This window comes from Rhizobium sp. B230/85 (assembly GCF_019355735.1).
Classification (GTDB): domain Bacteria; phylum Pseudomonadota; class Alphaproteobacteria; order Rhizobiales; family Rhizobiaceae; genus Rhizobium; species Rhizobium rhododendri.
On record NZ_CP072156.1, the window covers coordinates 3,450,054 to 3,465,692 of the forward strand.

Annotated in this window: 15 protein-coding genes; 12 read left to right on the forward strand and 3 right to left on the reverse strand. The window is 60.5% G+C overall.

The genetic code is table 11. The annotated features are described in order from the left end of the window. Positions 1-252 precede the first annotated feature (252 nt). Positions 253-2,115 (forward strand): heavy metal translocating P-type ATPase, encoded by a 1,863-nt coding sequence (locus tag J5289_RS16590; RefSeq protein WP_209184936.1) that lies wholly within the window; start codon positions 253-255, stop codon positions 2,113-2,115. A 79-nt stretch (positions 2,116-2,194) separates the two neighbouring features. Here the strand turns inward: J5289_RS16590 and J5289_RS16595 are convergent, their stop codons facing one another. After that, a complete protein-coding gene (locus J5289_RS16595; protein WP_209206452.1) occupies positions 2,195-2,788 on the reverse strand; it encodes a LysE family translocator in 594 nt (197 codons plus the stop codon). 104 nt (positions 2,789-2,892) lie between these two features. Between J5289_RS16595 and J5289_RS16600 the strand changes: the two genes are divergently transcribed. Beyond that, positions 2,893-3,339, forward strand: a complete 447-nt coding sequence (locus J5289_RS16600) for an Lrp/AsnC family transcriptional regulator (protein ID WP_142830462.1) — start codon at positions 2,893-2,895, stop codon at positions 3,337-3,339. Between the two features lie 105 nt (positions 3,340-3,444). Here the strand turns inward: J5289_RS16600 and J5289_RS16605 are convergent, their stop codons facing one another. Both J5289_RS16605 and J5289_RS16610 read right to left on the reverse strand, forming a co-directional pair. After that, on the reverse strand, positions 3,445-4,797 hold the full coding sequence (locus J5289_RS16605; protein ID WP_209184938.1) for an HD-GYP domain-containing protein: 1,353 nt from the start codon (positions 4,795-4,797) through the stop codon (positions 3,445-3,447). Between the two features lie 105 nt (positions 4,798-4,902). Beyond that, the gene (locus tag J5289_RS16610; RefSeq protein ID WP_209184939.1) at positions 4,903-7,164 is read right to left on the reverse strand and encodes an EAL domain-containing protein; all 2,262 of its coding nucleotides are present in this window, start codon (positions 7,162-7,164) and stop codon (positions 4,903-4,905) included. A gap of 672 nt (positions 7,165-7,836) precedes the next feature. Between J5289_RS16610 and J5289_RS16615 the strand changes: the two genes are divergently transcribed. From J5289_RS16615 to J5289_RS16655, 10 genes are all read left to right on the forward strand, one after another. Then, entirely contained in the window at positions 7,837-9,024 is a 1,188-nt protein-coding gene (locus tag J5289_RS16615; RefSeq protein WP_209184940.1) for an FAD-binding domain-containing protein, read from the forward strand. Positions 9,025-9,070: 46 nt separating this feature from the next. Then, positions 9,071-9,772, forward strand: a complete 702-nt coding sequence (locus J5289_RS29720; protein ID WP_307877408.1) for an AarF/UbiB family protein — start codon at positions 9,071-9,073, stop codon at positions 9,770-9,772. A 17-nt stretch (positions 9,773-9,789) separates the two neighbouring features. Further along, a complete protein-coding gene (locus tag J5289_RS29725; RefSeq protein WP_307877409.1) occupies positions 9,790-10,383 on the forward strand; it encodes an AarF/UbiB family protein in 594 nt (197 codons plus the stop codon). Between the two features lie 110 nt (positions 10,384-10,493). Next, positions 10,494-11,789, forward strand: a complete 1,296-nt coding sequence (blh, locus tag J5289_RS16625) for a bifunctional sulfur transferase/dioxygenase Blh (protein ID WP_209184942.1) — start codon at positions 10,494-10,496, stop codon at positions 11,787-11,789. Then, positions 11,789-12,133, forward strand: a complete 345-nt coding sequence (gene bigR, locus J5289_RS16630; protein ID WP_209184943.1) for a sulfite-sensing transcriptional repressor BigR — start codon at positions 11,789-11,791, stop codon at positions 12,131-12,133. The genes blh and bigR overlap by 1 nt, the downstream gene beginning before the upstream one ends. Further along, on the forward strand, positions 12,130-12,540 hold the full coding sequence (locus J5289_RS16635) for a YeeE/YedE family protein (RefSeq protein ID WP_209184944.1): 411 nt from the start codon (positions 12,130-12,132) through the stop codon (positions 12,538-12,540). Before bigR ends, J5289_RS16635 begins: the two co-directional genes overlap by 4 nt. Further along, the gene (locus J5289_RS16640) at positions 12,537-12,968 is read left to right on the forward strand and encodes a YeeE/YedE family protein (protein WP_209184945.1); all 432 of its coding nucleotides are present in this window, start codon (positions 12,537-12,539) and stop codon (positions 12,966-12,968) included. The genes J5289_RS16635 and J5289_RS16640 overlap by 4 nt, the downstream gene beginning before the upstream one ends. Continuing rightward, entirely contained in the window at positions 12,950-13,747 is a 798-nt protein-coding gene (locus J5289_RS16645; RefSeq protein WP_209184946.1) for a sulfite exporter TauE/SafE family protein, read from the forward strand. The genes J5289_RS16640 and J5289_RS16645 overlap by 19 nt, the downstream gene beginning before the upstream one ends. A 107-nt stretch (positions 13,748-13,854) precedes the next feature. Continuing rightward, on the forward strand, positions 13,855-14,814 hold the full coding sequence (locus J5289_RS16650; RefSeq protein ID WP_209206451.1) for an acetylxylan esterase: 960 nt from the start codon (positions 13,855-13,857) through the stop codon (positions 14,812-14,814). Further along, positions 14,811-15,539 (forward strand): esterase family protein, encoded by a 729-nt coding sequence (locus J5289_RS16655; protein ID WP_209184948.1) that lies wholly within the window; start codon positions 14,811-14,813, stop codon positions 15,537-15,539. The genes J5289_RS16650 and J5289_RS16655 overlap by 4 nt, the downstream gene beginning before the upstream one ends. Positions 15,540-15,639 lie beyond the last annotated feature (100 nt).

The window sequence follows — 15,639 nt, forward strand, 5'->3', positions numbered from 1 at the left end:
CCGGCAACTGCCCGGTTGTACAGATGATGAATGTCAAAACTGCAACGTTGCAGACAAGCCCACCCCGGCCACCTGAAATCGGGCCCTCCATGACCGCATCGATTCGCGACTGGTATCGCACCCCTCACTTGATGTCGGTCAATCCGAACCCGGCAACGGTGGGTTACCTTGACGCCTCTTGAGCTGACCGGGCCTGGAGGGATCGAGGCCTGAAACTGCGGTTCTGAGCCTCCACGGGAGCGAGAGATGTCCATGACCGCTGAGAGAACAGACCGTTTGAAGACCACGCTTCTCCTCGTGGCCATGTTCACACTTGCACTCGGGCTGCTTCTTTACGTCTTGGATCAACCGGATGCTGCAAGGCTTGCATGGCAGGTCGGCGTCGTCCCGGTTCTGGCGGCATTGATCTTCGAAATCGCGCGCAGCGTCTGGCGTGGCGAAGTGGGCCTCGACATCGTGGCCGCATTGTCCATGACCGCAGCGCTTCTCTTCGGCGAGACGCTCGCCGCAGCGGTGGTTGCCGTGATGTATTCCGGCGGCACATTTCTGGAAAGCTTCGCGGAAGGCCGTGCCCGGCGTGAAATGAGCGCGTTGCTAGCCCGTGTCCCCAGAACCGCGACGCGTTATGCCAAGGGTGGTCTGGAAGACGTTGCGCTGGAGATCATCGAACCCGGCGACCTGCTTTTGATCCACCAGGGCGGGATCGTGCCTGCGGATGGCGATATCGAAAGCCCACAGGCGATCCTCGACAAATCGGCCCTGACAGGAGAGTCGATGCCGGCGCGTCTGGACAAGGGTCAGGAGGCGATGAGCGGATCGACCAATGCCGGTGAAGCCTTCGACCTGCGCGTGCGGCATCGCGCCGCCGACAGTACCTATGCCGGCATCGTGCGCCTCGTGGAGGCCGCGCAGGCATCCAAGGCACCGATGGCGAGGCTGGCCGACCGCTATTCGCTATGGTTCCTGTTGGTTACGATCGCGATGTCGGCAGCCGCATGGTGGTTCACCGGCGATCCCATTCGTGCAGTGGCTGTCCTTGTCGTGGCGACACCCTGTCCGCTTATCCTTGCCGTTCCGGTGGCTCTGGTGGCCGGTCTTTCCCGTGCGGCGCATTTCGGCGTTCTCATCAAGGGCGCAAAGCCGCTGGAAGCCCTGGCGCGGATCAGCACCTTGATTCTCGACAAGACCGGAACCCTGACGGACGGGCGCCCGCAGATCGTTTCGATCGAAGCGCACAACGGGATGTCGGACGGTGAGATCCTGTATTTCGCGGCCGCACTCGAGCAGGCCTCGAAACACCCCATGGCACAGGCCATCGTGGCAGCGGCGCGTCGCCAGGGTGTGGTGCTGCCATTGCCGGAAAACGTCATCGAGCGCCCCGGTGAAGGCGTCATCGGAGTGATCTCCGGCCGCCAGGTATCCGTGGGAGGCATCGCGTTCGTCAGCAAACAGGTCGGCGTCCTGTCCGCAGCCAGCCCGATCATGGATGTCGGGACGGTCGTTGTCGCTCTTTCCGTCGACAACAGGATCGCGGGCTACATCACCATGGCGGATGCATTGCGCACGGGAACCGTCGAACTCGTTGCCAACCTGCGCCTGCTTGGCATCAAGCGGATTTTGCTGGCCACCGGAGATCGGCGTGCGGTGGCGGAAACAGTGACCAGGGGCCTAGCCCTCGATGCCGTCAGATCAGACCTGACGCCCGACCAGAAAGTCCTTCTGGTGCTGACCGAGCGCAAGAATGGTTCGGTGATGATGGTGGGTGATGGGGTCAACGATGCCCCGGCATTGGCCGCCGCCGACATCGGCGTTGCCATGGGCGCCCGCGGAGCCGCTGCCTCGGCTGAAGCCGCCGATATCGTGCTTCTTGTCGATCACCTGGATCGCCTGCTGCCCGGCATCGAAATTGCCAAAAGCTCCCGGCGTATCGCCATGGAAAGCGTCATCGCGGGCATCGCCATGTCGATTATCGGAATGATTGCTGCGGCACTGGGTTACTTGACACCGGTGCAGGGAGCCGTACTCCAGGAACTCATCGATGTCGCCGTGATCCTGAACTCTCTCAGAGCCCTGCGGATCACCCCCAGGATCGCGCCCGTCACGGCAGAGGATTGATTACAGGCTGCGCCGCCGGACTATCCTTTTCGGGCACGGACGGACGGCCTGCGAGCTTCTCATGCTTGTCAAACCTGACCTACTTACCCAATCCGAGGATCGGGTATAGCGAGGCTACGAGCAAGAGAGCCATGACTATGTTGAATGCCCTCAGGCGCGCGGAGTTCGACAACCATTGCCTGATCACCGTTCCGAGCCATGCCCATACCGATATCGCCGGAAAGCAGACGAAGGCGATTGCCACGACAAAAACCGAAACCAGGGAGCGTTCCGGAGCGTACAGCGTGATCGCCGAGAGCCCCATGGCCCATGCCTTCGGGTTTACCCACTGAAAGCCAGCGGCTTGAAGAAATGTCATCGGGCGGCTCTTGGAAGCACGCTGTTCGACGGATGCAGAAGTCGCTATCTTGTATGCCAGCCACAACAAATAGGCGATCGACACGACCTTGAGCGCGCCGTACATCATCGGTACGATGTCGAAAAGCGCCATCAGGCCGATGCCCAGCAGAAGCGTCATGATCGAGACGCCTGCCACAATTCCGAGCATGTGAGGCAGCGTTCGGCGAAATCCAAAATTTGCCCCCGACGCCATCAGCATGAGGTTGTTTGGGCCCGGCGTTACCGTTGTGACGAAGGCAAAGCCCAGCAAGGCGACGATCACCGTGAAATTCATCCAATTGCCTCCTCTGATTTTCCTTCGCAATAATAAGGGGAGACGACCGCAATTAATCGTCTAATATGCGTCTAGTATCAACTTCAACGCAATGAATGATGACGATGGATCAGATAGACGACAGTATATTGCGAGAACTGCGACGGGATGGACGCATCACAAACGTCCAGCTTGCGGAACGCGTTAACCTCTCCCCTTCGGCCTGCCTGCGTCGCGTCCAAGAGCTTGAGCGGACGGGCGTCATCCGGGGCTACCGCGCGGTCACGGATCCTGTGCGTCTGGGTCGCGGCTTCACGGTCTATGTCATGGTGGGCTTGTCATCGCACACCAAGGCGGCACTTGAAGGCTTTGAGCGCGCCATGTCGATCGCACCCGAGGTCGTTGAATGCCACAATATAGCTGGCGCATTCGAATATCTGCTGCGCGTGGAAACCGGGGATCTTGCCGACTTCAAACGATTTCACACGGATGTCCTGGGGACGAGATCGTACCTCAGCTCCATCACTTCCCTGATTGTCATGGACTCACCGAAGGACGAGCGCGCAGTCTGACATCGTGACGCGTGACTGAGCCTTCGGATCGCTCGCGGAAAGCGCTCGGTTTTCGCTCCGGGGGAACAGCTGCCGCAAGTCCGGCACTAGGGGGAAGCTACCCGTCTAGACGGCCTGCGCCAGAACGGTTTTGGAAAGGGCACGCTGCAGGGCTTCGATGCAAATCGGATCGTGCGATTGCCCTGCGCCTTCCCAGAGGATCGACATCGCCTTTGTAACGGACATCGCGGGCCTGTATGGCCGATCTGCGGTCAGCGCATCGAACACGTCAGCCGTCGAGACGATCCGGACTTCCATGGGGATATCCTCTGCGTGCAAGCCACGGGGATAGCCCTTTCCGTCCAGTCTTTCATGATGCGCGCCACCGACGACCGCCGCCGCCGAAAAGGCACCGATGTTCGAGAGGATTTTCTCGGACAGCTCGGCGTGGCGCTTCATCTGCTTCCATTCCTTTTCATCCAGCTTGCCGGGCTTGTCGAGGACGCTGTTGCTGACGCCGAGCTTGCCGATATCGTGAAGCAAGGCGGCTCGTTTCAGCAACCGGCGTCCGACGAGATCGAGGCCCATCTCTTCGGCAATCAGATCTGTAAACAACGCGACGCGATCGCTATGGCCCGACGTGAAGGGGCTCTTGGCGTCGATCACCCTGGCGAAGCCGGCTGCGATATCATCCAGATAGTCCTCGTCTGCCATGATCATCTGCTGGCCGGGTTCCAACGCCAGAACGAATTCCTCGACGTCGTCGGCGTTCAGGGCCTCCCAGAAGCCTTCTGTCTGGGCGACGCGGGAGAATGCGTCGATCAACGATGGATCGAACCAGCGGCCTTTGCGCAGGCGAATTTCCTTCAACGCATTCTGTGGTCCACCGCTGCGCTGGAAGACATCGATCACTTGGGCCAGCAAGGCGATGCGAGAGAAGAGCGGGATGTCCTCGCCGGCCAGGCCCTCCGGTTTGCCGCCACCGTTCCAGTGCTCGTCGAGCCCCATGATGCCGTGTGCAACGCTCTCCGAGAAGCGCATCTGCCGGGCAATTTCGGCCCCACGCTGGCAGCGGGTTTGGATGAGTTCGGTGGAAAAGTCCCCGCCGTTCTGAAGGACATGGACAATACTGCGAAAGCGTTCCGCAAGACCCGCCTGCATGCCGGTGTGACCGATGACGAAACGCAGCATCTGGCCGAGACTGCTGTCCACCAGTTTGAAGTCGCGCTTGAAGCTCAGGTCATCGGCGAGATAAAGCTCGCATATCCGGGCCGCATTGCTGCTGCAGCCGAGATCTTTCAGGAGCAGCGTATAGTAGAGATCCTGGAGCTCGCTGTCGCCCAGACCAATTTCGCGGCCTATCAGAGTGCCTATGTAGCAGCAGCGGATGCAGTGCCCCGGAGGCTGTCCTTCCGTCATATCGAGCGCCTGGCTGAGAGCCTCTATAATTTCTGCCAAACGAATGTTGATGCCGACCATCGGATCAGTCTCCTCCGGGCCACAGATTAGCAAAGGAAAATTGACAAAAATTGAACCCGGCGCCAGCGCCATGTGTTGCGGCACTCTCCCGCTCCTACCTGCACGTCACGGGGCAAGGGTGATCTTCGTTTCGTTCGCTGGTTTCAGTTTGCGATCCGCGTCGGGTTGCAGCATGTCGGTAATACGGTCGGCCGCCAATGCTCCGCTGACGAAGAACCCCTGGCCGCTATCGCATTGGATCGAGCGCAGGAATTCCAGCTGATCTTCTGTTTCGATGCCCTCTGCCACCACTTTCATTCCGAGAGTGTGTCCAAGCTCGACGATGGCGTTGACGATTGCGGTGTTCTGCAGCTTCTTGCCTAGCCCCGCGACAAACGATTGGTCGATTTTCAAAGTGTCGATGGGAAAATCGCGGAGATGGGTCAGCGAAGCATAACCAGTGCCGAAGTCATCGAGCGACACGTGCACTCCGGCTTCGCGCAACTCGGTCAGCAGGCGCCCTACCAGCTTCGGGTCGTCCCCCCAGAAGACCGTCTCCGTCACCTCCACCTCGAAGCTTGACCGGGGAATTTTCATTCCGTCGATTTTTCTGATCAGGGAGCTCGCAAAATCGGGATCCTGAAAACTGTATTCACAGGCGTTGAAGCTGATCGTGCCGGGATCGATCCCCATGGCCCGCCATCGGAGGATGTCGCTGACGATGCCATCCAGTATGTGCCTGGTGATCGTCTTGGAACTGGTCGGATCCGCAAAGGCCGGCCAGAAATCCGAGGGACCGCTGATCGTTCCATCCTCATTCTCGATACGAGCCAGCGCTTCGAAGCCATAGACGGACAGATCGTCGAGCCGGAATTTTGGCTGGTAGTAGGGCACAATGCGGTTCGCAGCAGCCGCGCTGCGCACCTTCTCCAATGCCATGCGACGTGTGTCGAAGATCGTCGCGATTTCCGGGCCGAAGAAGCCGATGCTGCCACGGCCGGAGCGCTTGATCTTGTAGAGCGCCATATCCGCACATCTCAGCAATTGGTCCGGTGTGTTCGCGTCGTCCGGAAAGCAGGCAATACCGATCGACGCGGAGACGTGGATCGCTTCGCTCTGAAACCGGATCGGCGATTTCACCTGGGACATGACCTCTTCTGCCAGCGTACGCAGGTCGTCCGTCGCGATCGGTCGTTCCAGGACCAGCGCGAATTCGTCACCGCCGAGCCGGGCAACGAAAGAGCTCTCGCCCGCCACCAACTGCAGCCGCTTTGCGATCCTGGCAATGACCTCGTCTCCCGCCTGGTGGCCGAGCGTGTCGTTGACTTCCTTGAAGCTATCGAGATCGATCAGCAGAAGCCCGACTTTCTGGCTTTCATGCCGGGCCTTCGTCAGCCGCTCGGCCAGGTCTTTTTGAAACCAGTGCCGGTTTGCAAGGCCGCTCAGGTGATCGACGTGGGCACTATGCCAAAGCGTCCGCTCTGCATCGTGCCGTTCGGTGATATCCTGAAAGATGCCGATGATATGGGCCGGCACCCCGTTTTCCATCTCGACATCGCCGCTGCAGCGAATGCGGCGCTTGCGACCGCGCGCAGTTATGAAATTTGCCTCGACCGCAAAGGCACTGCCCAGCTTTACCGCCTCTTCGACTGCGTGCCTGACACGTGTGCGGTCCGGCTCGGGATAAAACTTGAGCCCGTCTTCGAGCGTCACCGTCTCGCCGTCCTCGAGTTCATGGAGAATACGGATCTGATCGGACCAGATGACGGCGTTCGTCGCTATATCGATGCGCCATGCGCCGATGGCAGCCATTCTCTCGACCTGCGTCAGCAGCGCTTCGCGGCGACTTGCCTCCCTGGATTGACGATGGGCTTCGGCGGTCGCCGCCTGGGACGTAACAAGATGACGGTGCGCCAGTAAGAGGCCTTCGACAGCACGCCCCAGACGCACAAGCTGCTGGATTTGCTGTTCGCTCGGCTCCCTGGGGTCCTTGTCGATAACGCAGAGCGCCCCGAGACAAAGTTCGCCATCGAGCGAGAGAGGCACACCGGCGTAGAACCGGATATGATTGTCGCCCGTGACCAGCGGGTTGTCTTTGAAACGAAGGTCCTTCGACGCGTCGTGAACGACAAGCGGCGCATTCTCTTTGATCGTGTAGTCGCAGAACGCGATGCTGCGGGACGTGCCATCGAAGTCGATGCCACATTTCGCCTTGAACCATTGGCGGTCCTCCGCCATCAGCGATATCACCGAAGTCGCACAGCCGAAGATAGTCGCTGCGACTTCGACAATCGCGTCGAACGCTGCGGTTGGTGCCGTCCCGATGATCTGCAGATCCTGAAGGGCCGCTATGCGCCTGGTTTCTTCCACTATGCTTCGCTGAACCATCGCGACGCTCCTCATTCGATAGTCCTTCGGATCAATATTGGGGGTCTGGATGTATTTGCAGGCGCAGTAACGGCATCCCTGCCATCATATGCAGTATCTCTAAAAAATTCATTTCGAAGGCCCCTAAGTCAAAATAGGCATTTTCGATGTATTTTGACAGGGATTTTGAAGACGAATGCGACCTTCGTCCCTACAGATATTTCCTGCGTGGCTAATGACCGGTTTCTTTTGGAGCTTAGTTGATGATTGTCGCGACACTGAATTGGTAGGAGCACTCTAGAAACTGTCTTCGGAAAATCCAAAATTTAATAATTAAAACAACATTCGCTTGCTTGAAATTGAGTTGTATATCGGGGTTGGACATTCATTGGAATTTGGGCTGCTTAAAGCGGCACTGAAATAAAATACCGCAGTCTGGCAACCCAAGAATCTCCACCGTATTTCCCGCAGACTTGCATAAGAAGAATTTAACCTTCTTTCGCGGCGGGTCAAAAACCTGGCATCCGGCGTTACTGGCAAACCACCGCTGTTTCTGTCCAAAAGGTCACAAGCCGAGGCCCTGCCGGCGTGGGCCGACACACCGATCACGCCTGATCCGATTGCCATTTCCCGGCGTACCGCAACCTAGGAAATTGAGTAAGGAAATCTGTCTTGGCCGCCGCTGGAGCATCAATGAATGAGCTGCCGTTTCCGCTGACGCGCACTGCCGCGTTGCAGCGCCTGCGCGAATTTGTACCCGATGCCGGTGCAAGCTACGCCCGCCTGAGAAATTTCGACCACGGGCCAGGTGGCCACGTGAATGTCTCGCGCCTTTCAGCCGCGCTTCGGCGACGCCTGATCGGCGAGGACGAGGTCGTCCGCGCCGTCTTGGCAATGCATGGACCCACAACATCAGAGAAGTTTATCAGCGAAGTCTTCTGGCGAACCTACTGGAAGGGATGGCTGGAGCAGCGGCCGACCGTCTGGACCGGTTACCTGCAATCGCTGGACCGGGCGCGCGAGCACCTCGATGCCGATACGGCCAGGTCGCGGCGCTACGCCGATGCCTGCGCCGGCCACACCGGAATAGACTGTTTCGACGCCTGGGCAGCAGAGCTGGATGCCACCGGCTATCTCCACAACTGGGCGCGGATGCAGTTCGCATCGATCTGGATCTTTACCCTCGGCCTGCCATGGGAACTCGGAGCAGCCTTCATGCTGGACCGCCTGATCGATGCAGATCCGGCATCGAATACCCTGTCGTGGCGTTGGGTGGCGGGACTTCATACCGCAGGAAAAGCCTATCTGGCCGATGCCGAAAGAATCCGCACAATGACCAGCGGCCGGTTCGCGCCCCGCGGGCTCGCCCAACACGCCAGGATAACTGCCGACACCGTCTCGGTTCCGCCCGCCTCGCAGCCCAGAACTTCGCAAACGCCCGACGACACCTCACCCGCCCTGCTGCTGGTCACCATCGAGGATCTGTCGCTCGAAACCTTGCCAGCCTTCGACACCCTCAACGTCAAGGCCATCGCCTTTCTGTCGGAGGACAAGGCTGCCGATCGCACGTCGCTGGAAGATGCCTTCGCGCGCCTCAGGTCGCGCTGGCCCGACGCGGTCGTGCTGGGAGCACTCGGTCCCACTGCGTTTCACGACGCGAAAGCATCGGGATGCCGTCAGGTTGCGACCGGGTTTGCGCCCGTCGGCCCGACAGCCGATCGGTTGCAACGTCTTCGCAGGCAAGCCTTAGACGACGGGCTTCCGTTTGCCGAAAATCTCCGCCCCTGGGATCGTCGCGCCTGGCCGCATTGTCGCCAGGGCTTCTTCGGGTTGAAAGAAAAGATCCCCGAACTCCTCAAAGCCGCAGGCCACCAAGCATGACACGACAGCGTAGCGTCACAGTGCTCAGTTTACGGAGACATTTCCGATGAAAGACCGTTTTCGCCCCGTACCACAGAGCCGTCTTGGCCGTCTGGCGGCCCTTGGCCAGATCGCCGGCGGCGTCGCCACGGGGATGCTGGGCGAAGGCTTGCGCCGTCTGGCAGACGGCGAGCGACCGCATCTGAGCGACCTGCTTTTGACCCCCTCAAACGCCTTGAAGGTTACTGAGCAGCTGTCGCGCATGCGCGGTGCAGCGATGAAGCTCGGCCAGATGTTGTCGCTCGATGCGGGAGACATGCTTCCCCCGGAATTGACCGCGATCCTCGCCCAATTGCGCAACGACGCACACTTCATGCCAACATACCAATTGGAACGCGCACTCTCGGCAGCCTGGGGACCGGGCTGGCGACGTCACTTCGCGGAGTTCGACACGAAGCCCGTCGCCGCCGCCTCCATCGGCCAGGTCCATCGCGCCCGTCTGGTCTCGGGGCGCGAACTCGCGGTCAAGGTCCAGTATCCCGGCATCGCCAGAAGCATCGACGGTGACATCGACAATGTCGCCACCCTTTTGAGGATTTCTGGCCTCGTGCCGGTCGGTCTCGACATCGCACCTCTGCTTGCCGAAGCCAGGCGGCAATTGCACGAGGAGGCCGATTACCTGCGCGAAGCGGCACAGATGCGCCGCTATGGCGAACATCTCAAGGGAGACGGTAGATTTGCGCTGCCGAGCCGTTCGAAGAGCTTCTGAGACCCAACGTCCTGCCAATGGATTTTGTGGCAGGCATCCCGATTGAAAGCTTGGCAAATGCCTCCCAGATGCAGCGCAACGCCGCCAGCGAAGCGCTGCTCGATCTTCTTCTGAAGGAACTGTTCTCGTTCGGGCTCATGCAGACCGACCCGAACTTCGCCAACTATCGCTGGCAGCCCGATAGCGATCGGATCGTCCTCCTCGACTTTGGCGCCACGCGCATCGTCGAGCCGGAAACCGCCGGGGCCTACCGCGATATACTGCGCGCAGGCATAGCAGGCGACGTGGACCATGTCCGCAATGCGCTGGTCGCGATTGGATTCGTGTCGGAGGCGCAGATAGCCCGTCACCGCGTAGCGATCAATGCGATGATCGCTATCGGCTTGGAGCACGCGCATACGAGTAGGGACGGCCTTTTCGATTTCGCCGATCGGCAGTTTGTCGCAGTGATAAGGGATCTGGCTGCACCCGTGATTGACGATAGCGCCAGCTGGCGCCTGCCACCGCCGGACAAGCTCTTCCTGCAACGAAAGATCAGCGGCATGGTTCTGCTGTTCACTCGGCTGCAGGCGCGCCTGCCGCTGCTGGAAAAACTCGGCGCCTACACCTGATCGGAAGCCTAGTCACGCACTACCGCGGATCTAAACGTGCTCCATCCCATTGCTTCGCCCATCAATATACATTATAATTAAATGTATATTGATGGGCGAAGGATGCCGTGATGGCAATGACAAGGGTTACCGAGAAGCTTTCAGTGATGCCGCAACCTGACCTGGGGGACTTCAAGCTCTTCGCAGATCAGGGATTTACGACGCTGGTCAATGCCCGGCCGGATGGGGAGGAGCCATCGCAACCGGGAACGGCGGCCGAAGAAGATGCCGCTCAGCGAGCGTATCTGAAATACGCATTCGTACCCGTTACCGTTTCGACGATCACGGAAGCTGATGTTCGGGCATTTCAGCGGGTCATGGATCAATCGCCTGGCCCCGTCGTCGCCCATTGCAAATCGGGCACCCGCGCATTGCTGCTTTACGTTATCGGTGAGGCCCTGGACGGCCGGATGGCAGTTGCAGATGTCACCGCGTTCGGACAGACGCATGGCATCGACACGTCGGCGGCAGCCAGATGGCTGACCACGCACATCGCGCGGCGTCCCGTGGTCACGGGCTTCTTCGACGAGCGCACCTCCAGCATACAGTATGTGCTGTCGGACCCTGAGACGGGCAAGTGCGCCATTATCGATCCGGTGCGCGATTTCGACGAAAAGGCCGGTTCGACGGGAACCGCCAATGCCGACATCATTCTCGATTATGTCAGGCAGAACCGACTTGAGGTCGAGTGGATCCTCGACACCCATCCCCACGCCGATCACTTTTCCGCAGCTCAATACCTGAAGGAAAAAACCGGCGCTCCGACCGCCATCGGCGAAAAGGTCGTCGACGTCCAAAAGCTCTGGAAATCGATCTACAACTGGCCGGCTCTGGCGACCGACGGCTCCCAGTGGGACAGGCTTTTCGCGCACGGAGAAACATTCCGCGTCGGCTCGATTGACGCGAGGGTCATGTTCTCTCCCGGCCATACCCTTGCATCCGTTACCTACGTGATCGGCGACGCTGCCTTCGTGCACGACACATTGTTCATGCCCGACAGCGGCACGGCGCGGGCCGACTTTCCGGGCGGCGACCCGCATATGCTGTGGCGCTCGATCGGCGACATTCTGGCGCTTCCCGACGAGACGCGGATTTTCACAGGCCACGACTACCAGCCCAACGGCCGCGCCCCCCGTTGGGAAAGTACCGTGGGTGAGCAGAAGCGAGCCAACTTCCACATTGCCGGCGTATCGCAGGAGGCGTTCGTCAAACTGCGCAGGGAGCGCGATGCGACACTCCCCATGCCGAAGCTCATCCTGCACGCCCTGCAGGTCAACATTGTCGGCGGAAGGTTGCCGGAGCCGGAGGCGAACGGCATGCGCTACCTGAAATTTCCGCTGGACGCTCTCGAAAGGACGGTAGCCTGATGACCGCAGATCCAGATAAATCAGCAGCACCGGCACTGACGCCTCAGGATATGGCAGCCCGCGCAGCCACCGTTGCAGGCCTTATGAAGACCCTCGCGCACCCCGCCCGGCTAATGATCGTCTGCACCCTGGTGGAAGGCGAGCGCTCGGTCGGCGAACTCGAGGTGATGCTCGATCTCCATCAGCCGCATCTCTCCCAGCAGCTGACTGTGCTGCGTGAGGCGGAGATTGTGGCGACCCGCCGCGAGGGGAAGCAGATTTTCTACAGCCTGACCGAGGAAAAGGCCGCCCAGCTCGTGGGCGCTCTCTACGAGATATTCTGCAAGCCGGAGGCCGGGCAATGACAACCTACATTCCGTCGCTCATCGGTGGCATGCTCATAGGCCTTTCGGCCGTCATGCTGCTGCTGCTCAATGGCCGCATCGCCGGCATCAGTGGAATTGTCGGTCGCCTAGTGCAAGGAACGGGCATTGCCACGAACATCGCTTTCGTTGTCGGCCTATTCCTCGGCCCTGTCGCCTATTTCGCTTTCGCCGGGCATTGGCCCGCTGTCGAGATTTCAGCCGGCTGGCCGCTTCTGAGCCTCGCCGGCCTCCTCGTCGGCTTCGGATCGCGGATGGGGTCCGGCTGCACCAGTGGCCATGGCGTTCTCGGTCTCGCGCGTCTCTCGCCCCGCTCGATGATTGCCGTTACCACATTCCTGGTGGCCGGTGTCATCGCGACGACGGTGCTTCGAGGGCTCGGACAATGAACCGCACCCTCCTCCGTATCCTCGCGTCTCTGGCGTCAGGCATCGTTTTCGGTTCCGGCCTCGCCCTTTCAGGCATGCTGAACCCGGCGCGCGTGCAGGGGTTCCTTGATGTCTTCGGCGCCTGGGACCCCAGCCTTGCCTTCGTGCTCGGCGGCGCCGTCCTCGTCGCGTTTATCGGCGTGCGCATCATGAAGCGCATGAAACGTCCCGTACTCGACGACAGCTTCCGCCTGCCATCCAGCACAGCGATCGACTCGCCGCTGATTGCCGGTGCTGCGTTGTTCGGCATCGGCTGGGGGCTCGGCGGCTTTTGTCCCGGCCCGGCGATGGCCTCCCTGACGGTCGGCTTCTCCGGGTCTTTTGTCTTTGTGATCGCCATGCTCGTCGGCATGGCGTTGCACGACCGGGTGTGGAGCAAACCGGCGTGACCTATTCAATCGTGTCCGCGGTCGGTTCGGGCAGCCTCGTCGGCTTCATGCTCGGGCTGCTTGGAGGAGGAGGTTCGATCCTCGCCACGCCGCTGCTGCTTTATGTCGTCGGCGTTGCCGAGCCGCATGTTGCCATCGGGACCGGAGCACTGGCTGTTTCGGTCAATGCCTTCGCAAACTTCGGCATACATGCTGCCAGGCGCCATGTCTGGTGGCGCTGCGCCATCGTCTTCTCGGCGCTGGGCATGGTCGGCGCCCTCGCCGGATCGACGCTCGGCAAGTCCATCGACGGGGACAGACTGATGCTGCTTTTTGGCGGCGTTATGGTGGTGATCGGTGCACTGATGCTCAGGCCCAGGAAGCTGAACACGGAGACGCCGCGACCTGTCGATGCCAGGATGTGCCTGATGACGGCAGGCGTGGCCTTGGTCTCGGGGCTGGCATCCGGCTTCTTCGGGATCGGCGGTGGTTTCCTGATCGTTCCCGGGCTTATGCTCGCCACAGGCATGCCGATGATCAATGCGGTCGGATCATCGCTTCTGTCGGTAGGCGCCTTCGGACTGGCGACAGCCATCAACTACGCGGCATCCGGCCTGGTCGACTGGAGGCTTGCATCCGAATTTGTCGGCGGCGGAGTAATCGGCGGCGTCTTCGGCATGCTGCTATCGACGCGGCTCAGCGTTTACAAAAGCTTGCTCAACCGTATGTTCGCTCTGCTGATCTTCGTCGTCGCCGGCTGCGTGCTGTATCGGAGCACGCTGGGGCTGGCGAGCCGATAGCACCGGCCGGCGCCGACGTGGTATCCGATACGCTGATCCTCACGTCCAAAGAAGCGCCCATTGGCGAACACTTGCATCAGCCACCATTCCGCAGGAAAACCGTTTGCATGAGCGTTCCGACAACTTACCCCTTCGACTTCGACCCTACCTACGGCATGCTTGTCGACGACCTGCTGGCGATCAGGCCACCGCCATCGCCGCCAGGTTTCGACGCGTTCTGGAAAGCCCGCTATCGCCGCGCCATCGCTGCCGATCCAAAACCGATATTGCGGCGGAGCAAGGCAGCGCATCGGGACTGGCATGTCCTCGATATCAGCTACACCTCGACTGGTGGCTTTCCGATCGGCGGCTGGCTGCTGTTGCCTCGGACCGGGCCGGTTCGCCGTGGCCTTGTCGTCGGCCACGGATATGGCGGGCGCGACCAGCCGGACTACGACCTTCCGGTCGAGGACACCGCCCTGTTGTTTCCCTGCTTTCGCGGCCTTTCGCGGAGTTCCCGGGCTCCCATTCCAAGCGACGCTGCGGGCCATGTGCTCTACGATATCGACCACCCGGATCACTACATCATCGGCGGCTGCGTCGACGATCTGTGGCTGGGGGTCTCGGCCCTGCTGGCCCTCTACCCGTGGCTTGCGGGCCATATCGGCTATAGCGGCATCAGCTTCGGCGGCGGCATCGGCGCGCTCGCGATCCCTTTCGATACGCGCATCGCCCGTGGTCATCTGGTGGTGCCGACATTCGGCGACAGGCGGGCATGGCTGACACTTCCGACCGTCGGCAGCGCCCATTCTTTGCAGGCTTACGCAACCAGCCATCCGCATGTGCTGGAAACGCTGACCGTCTTCGATGCAGCCGTGGCAGCCTCCAGGATCACCGTGCCGATGCTGACAGCCGTCGCGCTTTTCGACCCGGCGGTGGCTCCGCCCTGCCAGTTTGCAATCGCCAATGCGCTGCCAAAATATAATGAAACTTTCATCCTCGATGCTGGCCATTTCGACTATGATGGCAGCGAGGCTCAGGAAGCCGTCCTGCGCGATAAGGTGAGACAGTTCTTCAAGGACCTATGAACCGCGAATATTTGCGCTGGTATAGCCCGCGCCTGCATCGAGACATGGAGTTGCTGGTGTTCGGGCACGCCGGCGCCAAGGTCCTGATGTTTCCAACGCGCGACGGACGGTTCTGGGAATACGAAGCGCTTGGGCTCGTTGCCAGCCTTGCGGACAAGCTCGAGGCCGGACAGTTGCAGCTTTACTGCATCGAGGGGCTCGCGAGCGAAAGCTTCTACAACGCCCACCGACGTCCAGCCGAGCGCATCGGCCGCCACGCCGCCTTCGAAGACTATATCCTGCATGAAGTGCTGCCACTGATGGCCGCGAAAAATCAGGATGGCTGCACCATCGTCCACGGCTGCAGCCTCGGCGCCTTCCAGGCAGCCAACCTCGTCTTCCGCCACCCGCACCTGTTCCGCAAGCTCGTCGCCTTCTCGGGCCGCTACGATCTCACCATGAAAGTCGATTACTTCGGCGATCTGCTGGACGGCTATTATGACGACCGGGTCTACTTCAACACGCCGCTGCACTTTCTTCCCGGGATGACCAACGACTGGCGGCTGGACAAGCTACGCCAGGTCGAGATCGTGCTGACGATCGGCAAGGATGATCCGTTCCTCGACAACAACCGTCTGCTCAGCCACGTTCTGGCAGACAAGCAGGTCGGCCACCAGCTTCACCTCTGGGATGGCCGCGCCCACCGGGGAAGCGCCTGGAGAAAGATGGCGGCGCTCTATATCTGAGCGACAATCGGCGCCTCTACAGCAATCAATCCGCGCGCGGAAGCGCATTTCTGCGCCACCGCACCGGTAACGACATCGCCGCCCTGTTCAACCTCTGAGC

Coding starts and splice junctions, on each gene's coding strand:
- J5289_RS16615 (WP_209184940.1), top strand. CDS start 7,837: ATGAATGAGCTGCCGTTTCCGCTGACGCGCACTGCCGCGTTGCAGCGC.
- J5289_RS16640 (WP_209184945.1), top strand. CDS start 12,537: ATGAACCGCACCCTCCTCCGTATCCTCGCGTCTCTGGCGTCAGGCATC.
- J5289_RS16655 (WP_209184948.1), top strand. CDS start 14,811: ATGAACCGCGAATATTTGCGCTGGTATAGCCCGCGCCTGCATCGAGAC.
- J5289_RS16635 (WP_209184944.1), top strand. CDS start 12,130: ATGACAACCTACATTCCGTCGCTCATCGGTGGCATGCTCATAGGCCTT.
- J5289_RS29720 (WP_307877408.1), top strand. CDS start 9,071: ATGAAAGACCGTTTTCGCCCCGTACCACAGAGCCGTCTTGGCCGTCTG.
- blh (WP_209184942.1), top strand. CDS start 10,494: ATGGCAATGACAAGGGTTACCGAGAAGCTTTCAGTGATGCCGCAACCT.
- J5289_RS16650 (WP_209206451.1), top strand. CDS start 13,855: ATGAGCGTTCCGACAACTTACCCCTTCGACTTCGACCCTACCTACGGC.
- J5289_RS16600 (WP_142830462.1), top strand. CDS start 2,893: ATGGATCAGATAGACGACAGTATATTGCGAGAACTGCGACGGGATGGA.
- J5289_RS16610 (WP_209184939.1), bottom strand. CDS start 7,164: ATGGTTCAGCGAAGCATAGTGGAAGAAACCAGGCGCATAGCGGCCCTT.
- J5289_RS16590 (WP_209184936.1), top strand. CDS start 253: ATGACCGCTGAGAGAACAGACCGTTTGAAGACCACGCTTCTCCTCGTG.
- bigR (WP_209184943.1), top strand. CDS start 11,789: ATGACCGCAGATCCAGATAAATCAGCAGCACCGGCACTGACGCCTCAG.
- J5289_RS29725 (WP_307877409.1), top strand. CDS start 9,790: ATGGATTTTGTGGCAGGCATCCCGATTGAAAGCTTGGCAAATGCCTCC.
- J5289_RS16605 (WP_209184938.1), bottom strand. CDS start 4,797: ATGGTCGGCATCAACATTCGTTTGGCAGAAATTATAGAGGCTCTCAGC.
- J5289_RS16595 (WP_209206452.1), bottom strand. CDS start 2,788: ATGAATTTCACGGTGATCGTCGCCTTGCTGGGCTTTGCCTTCGTCACA.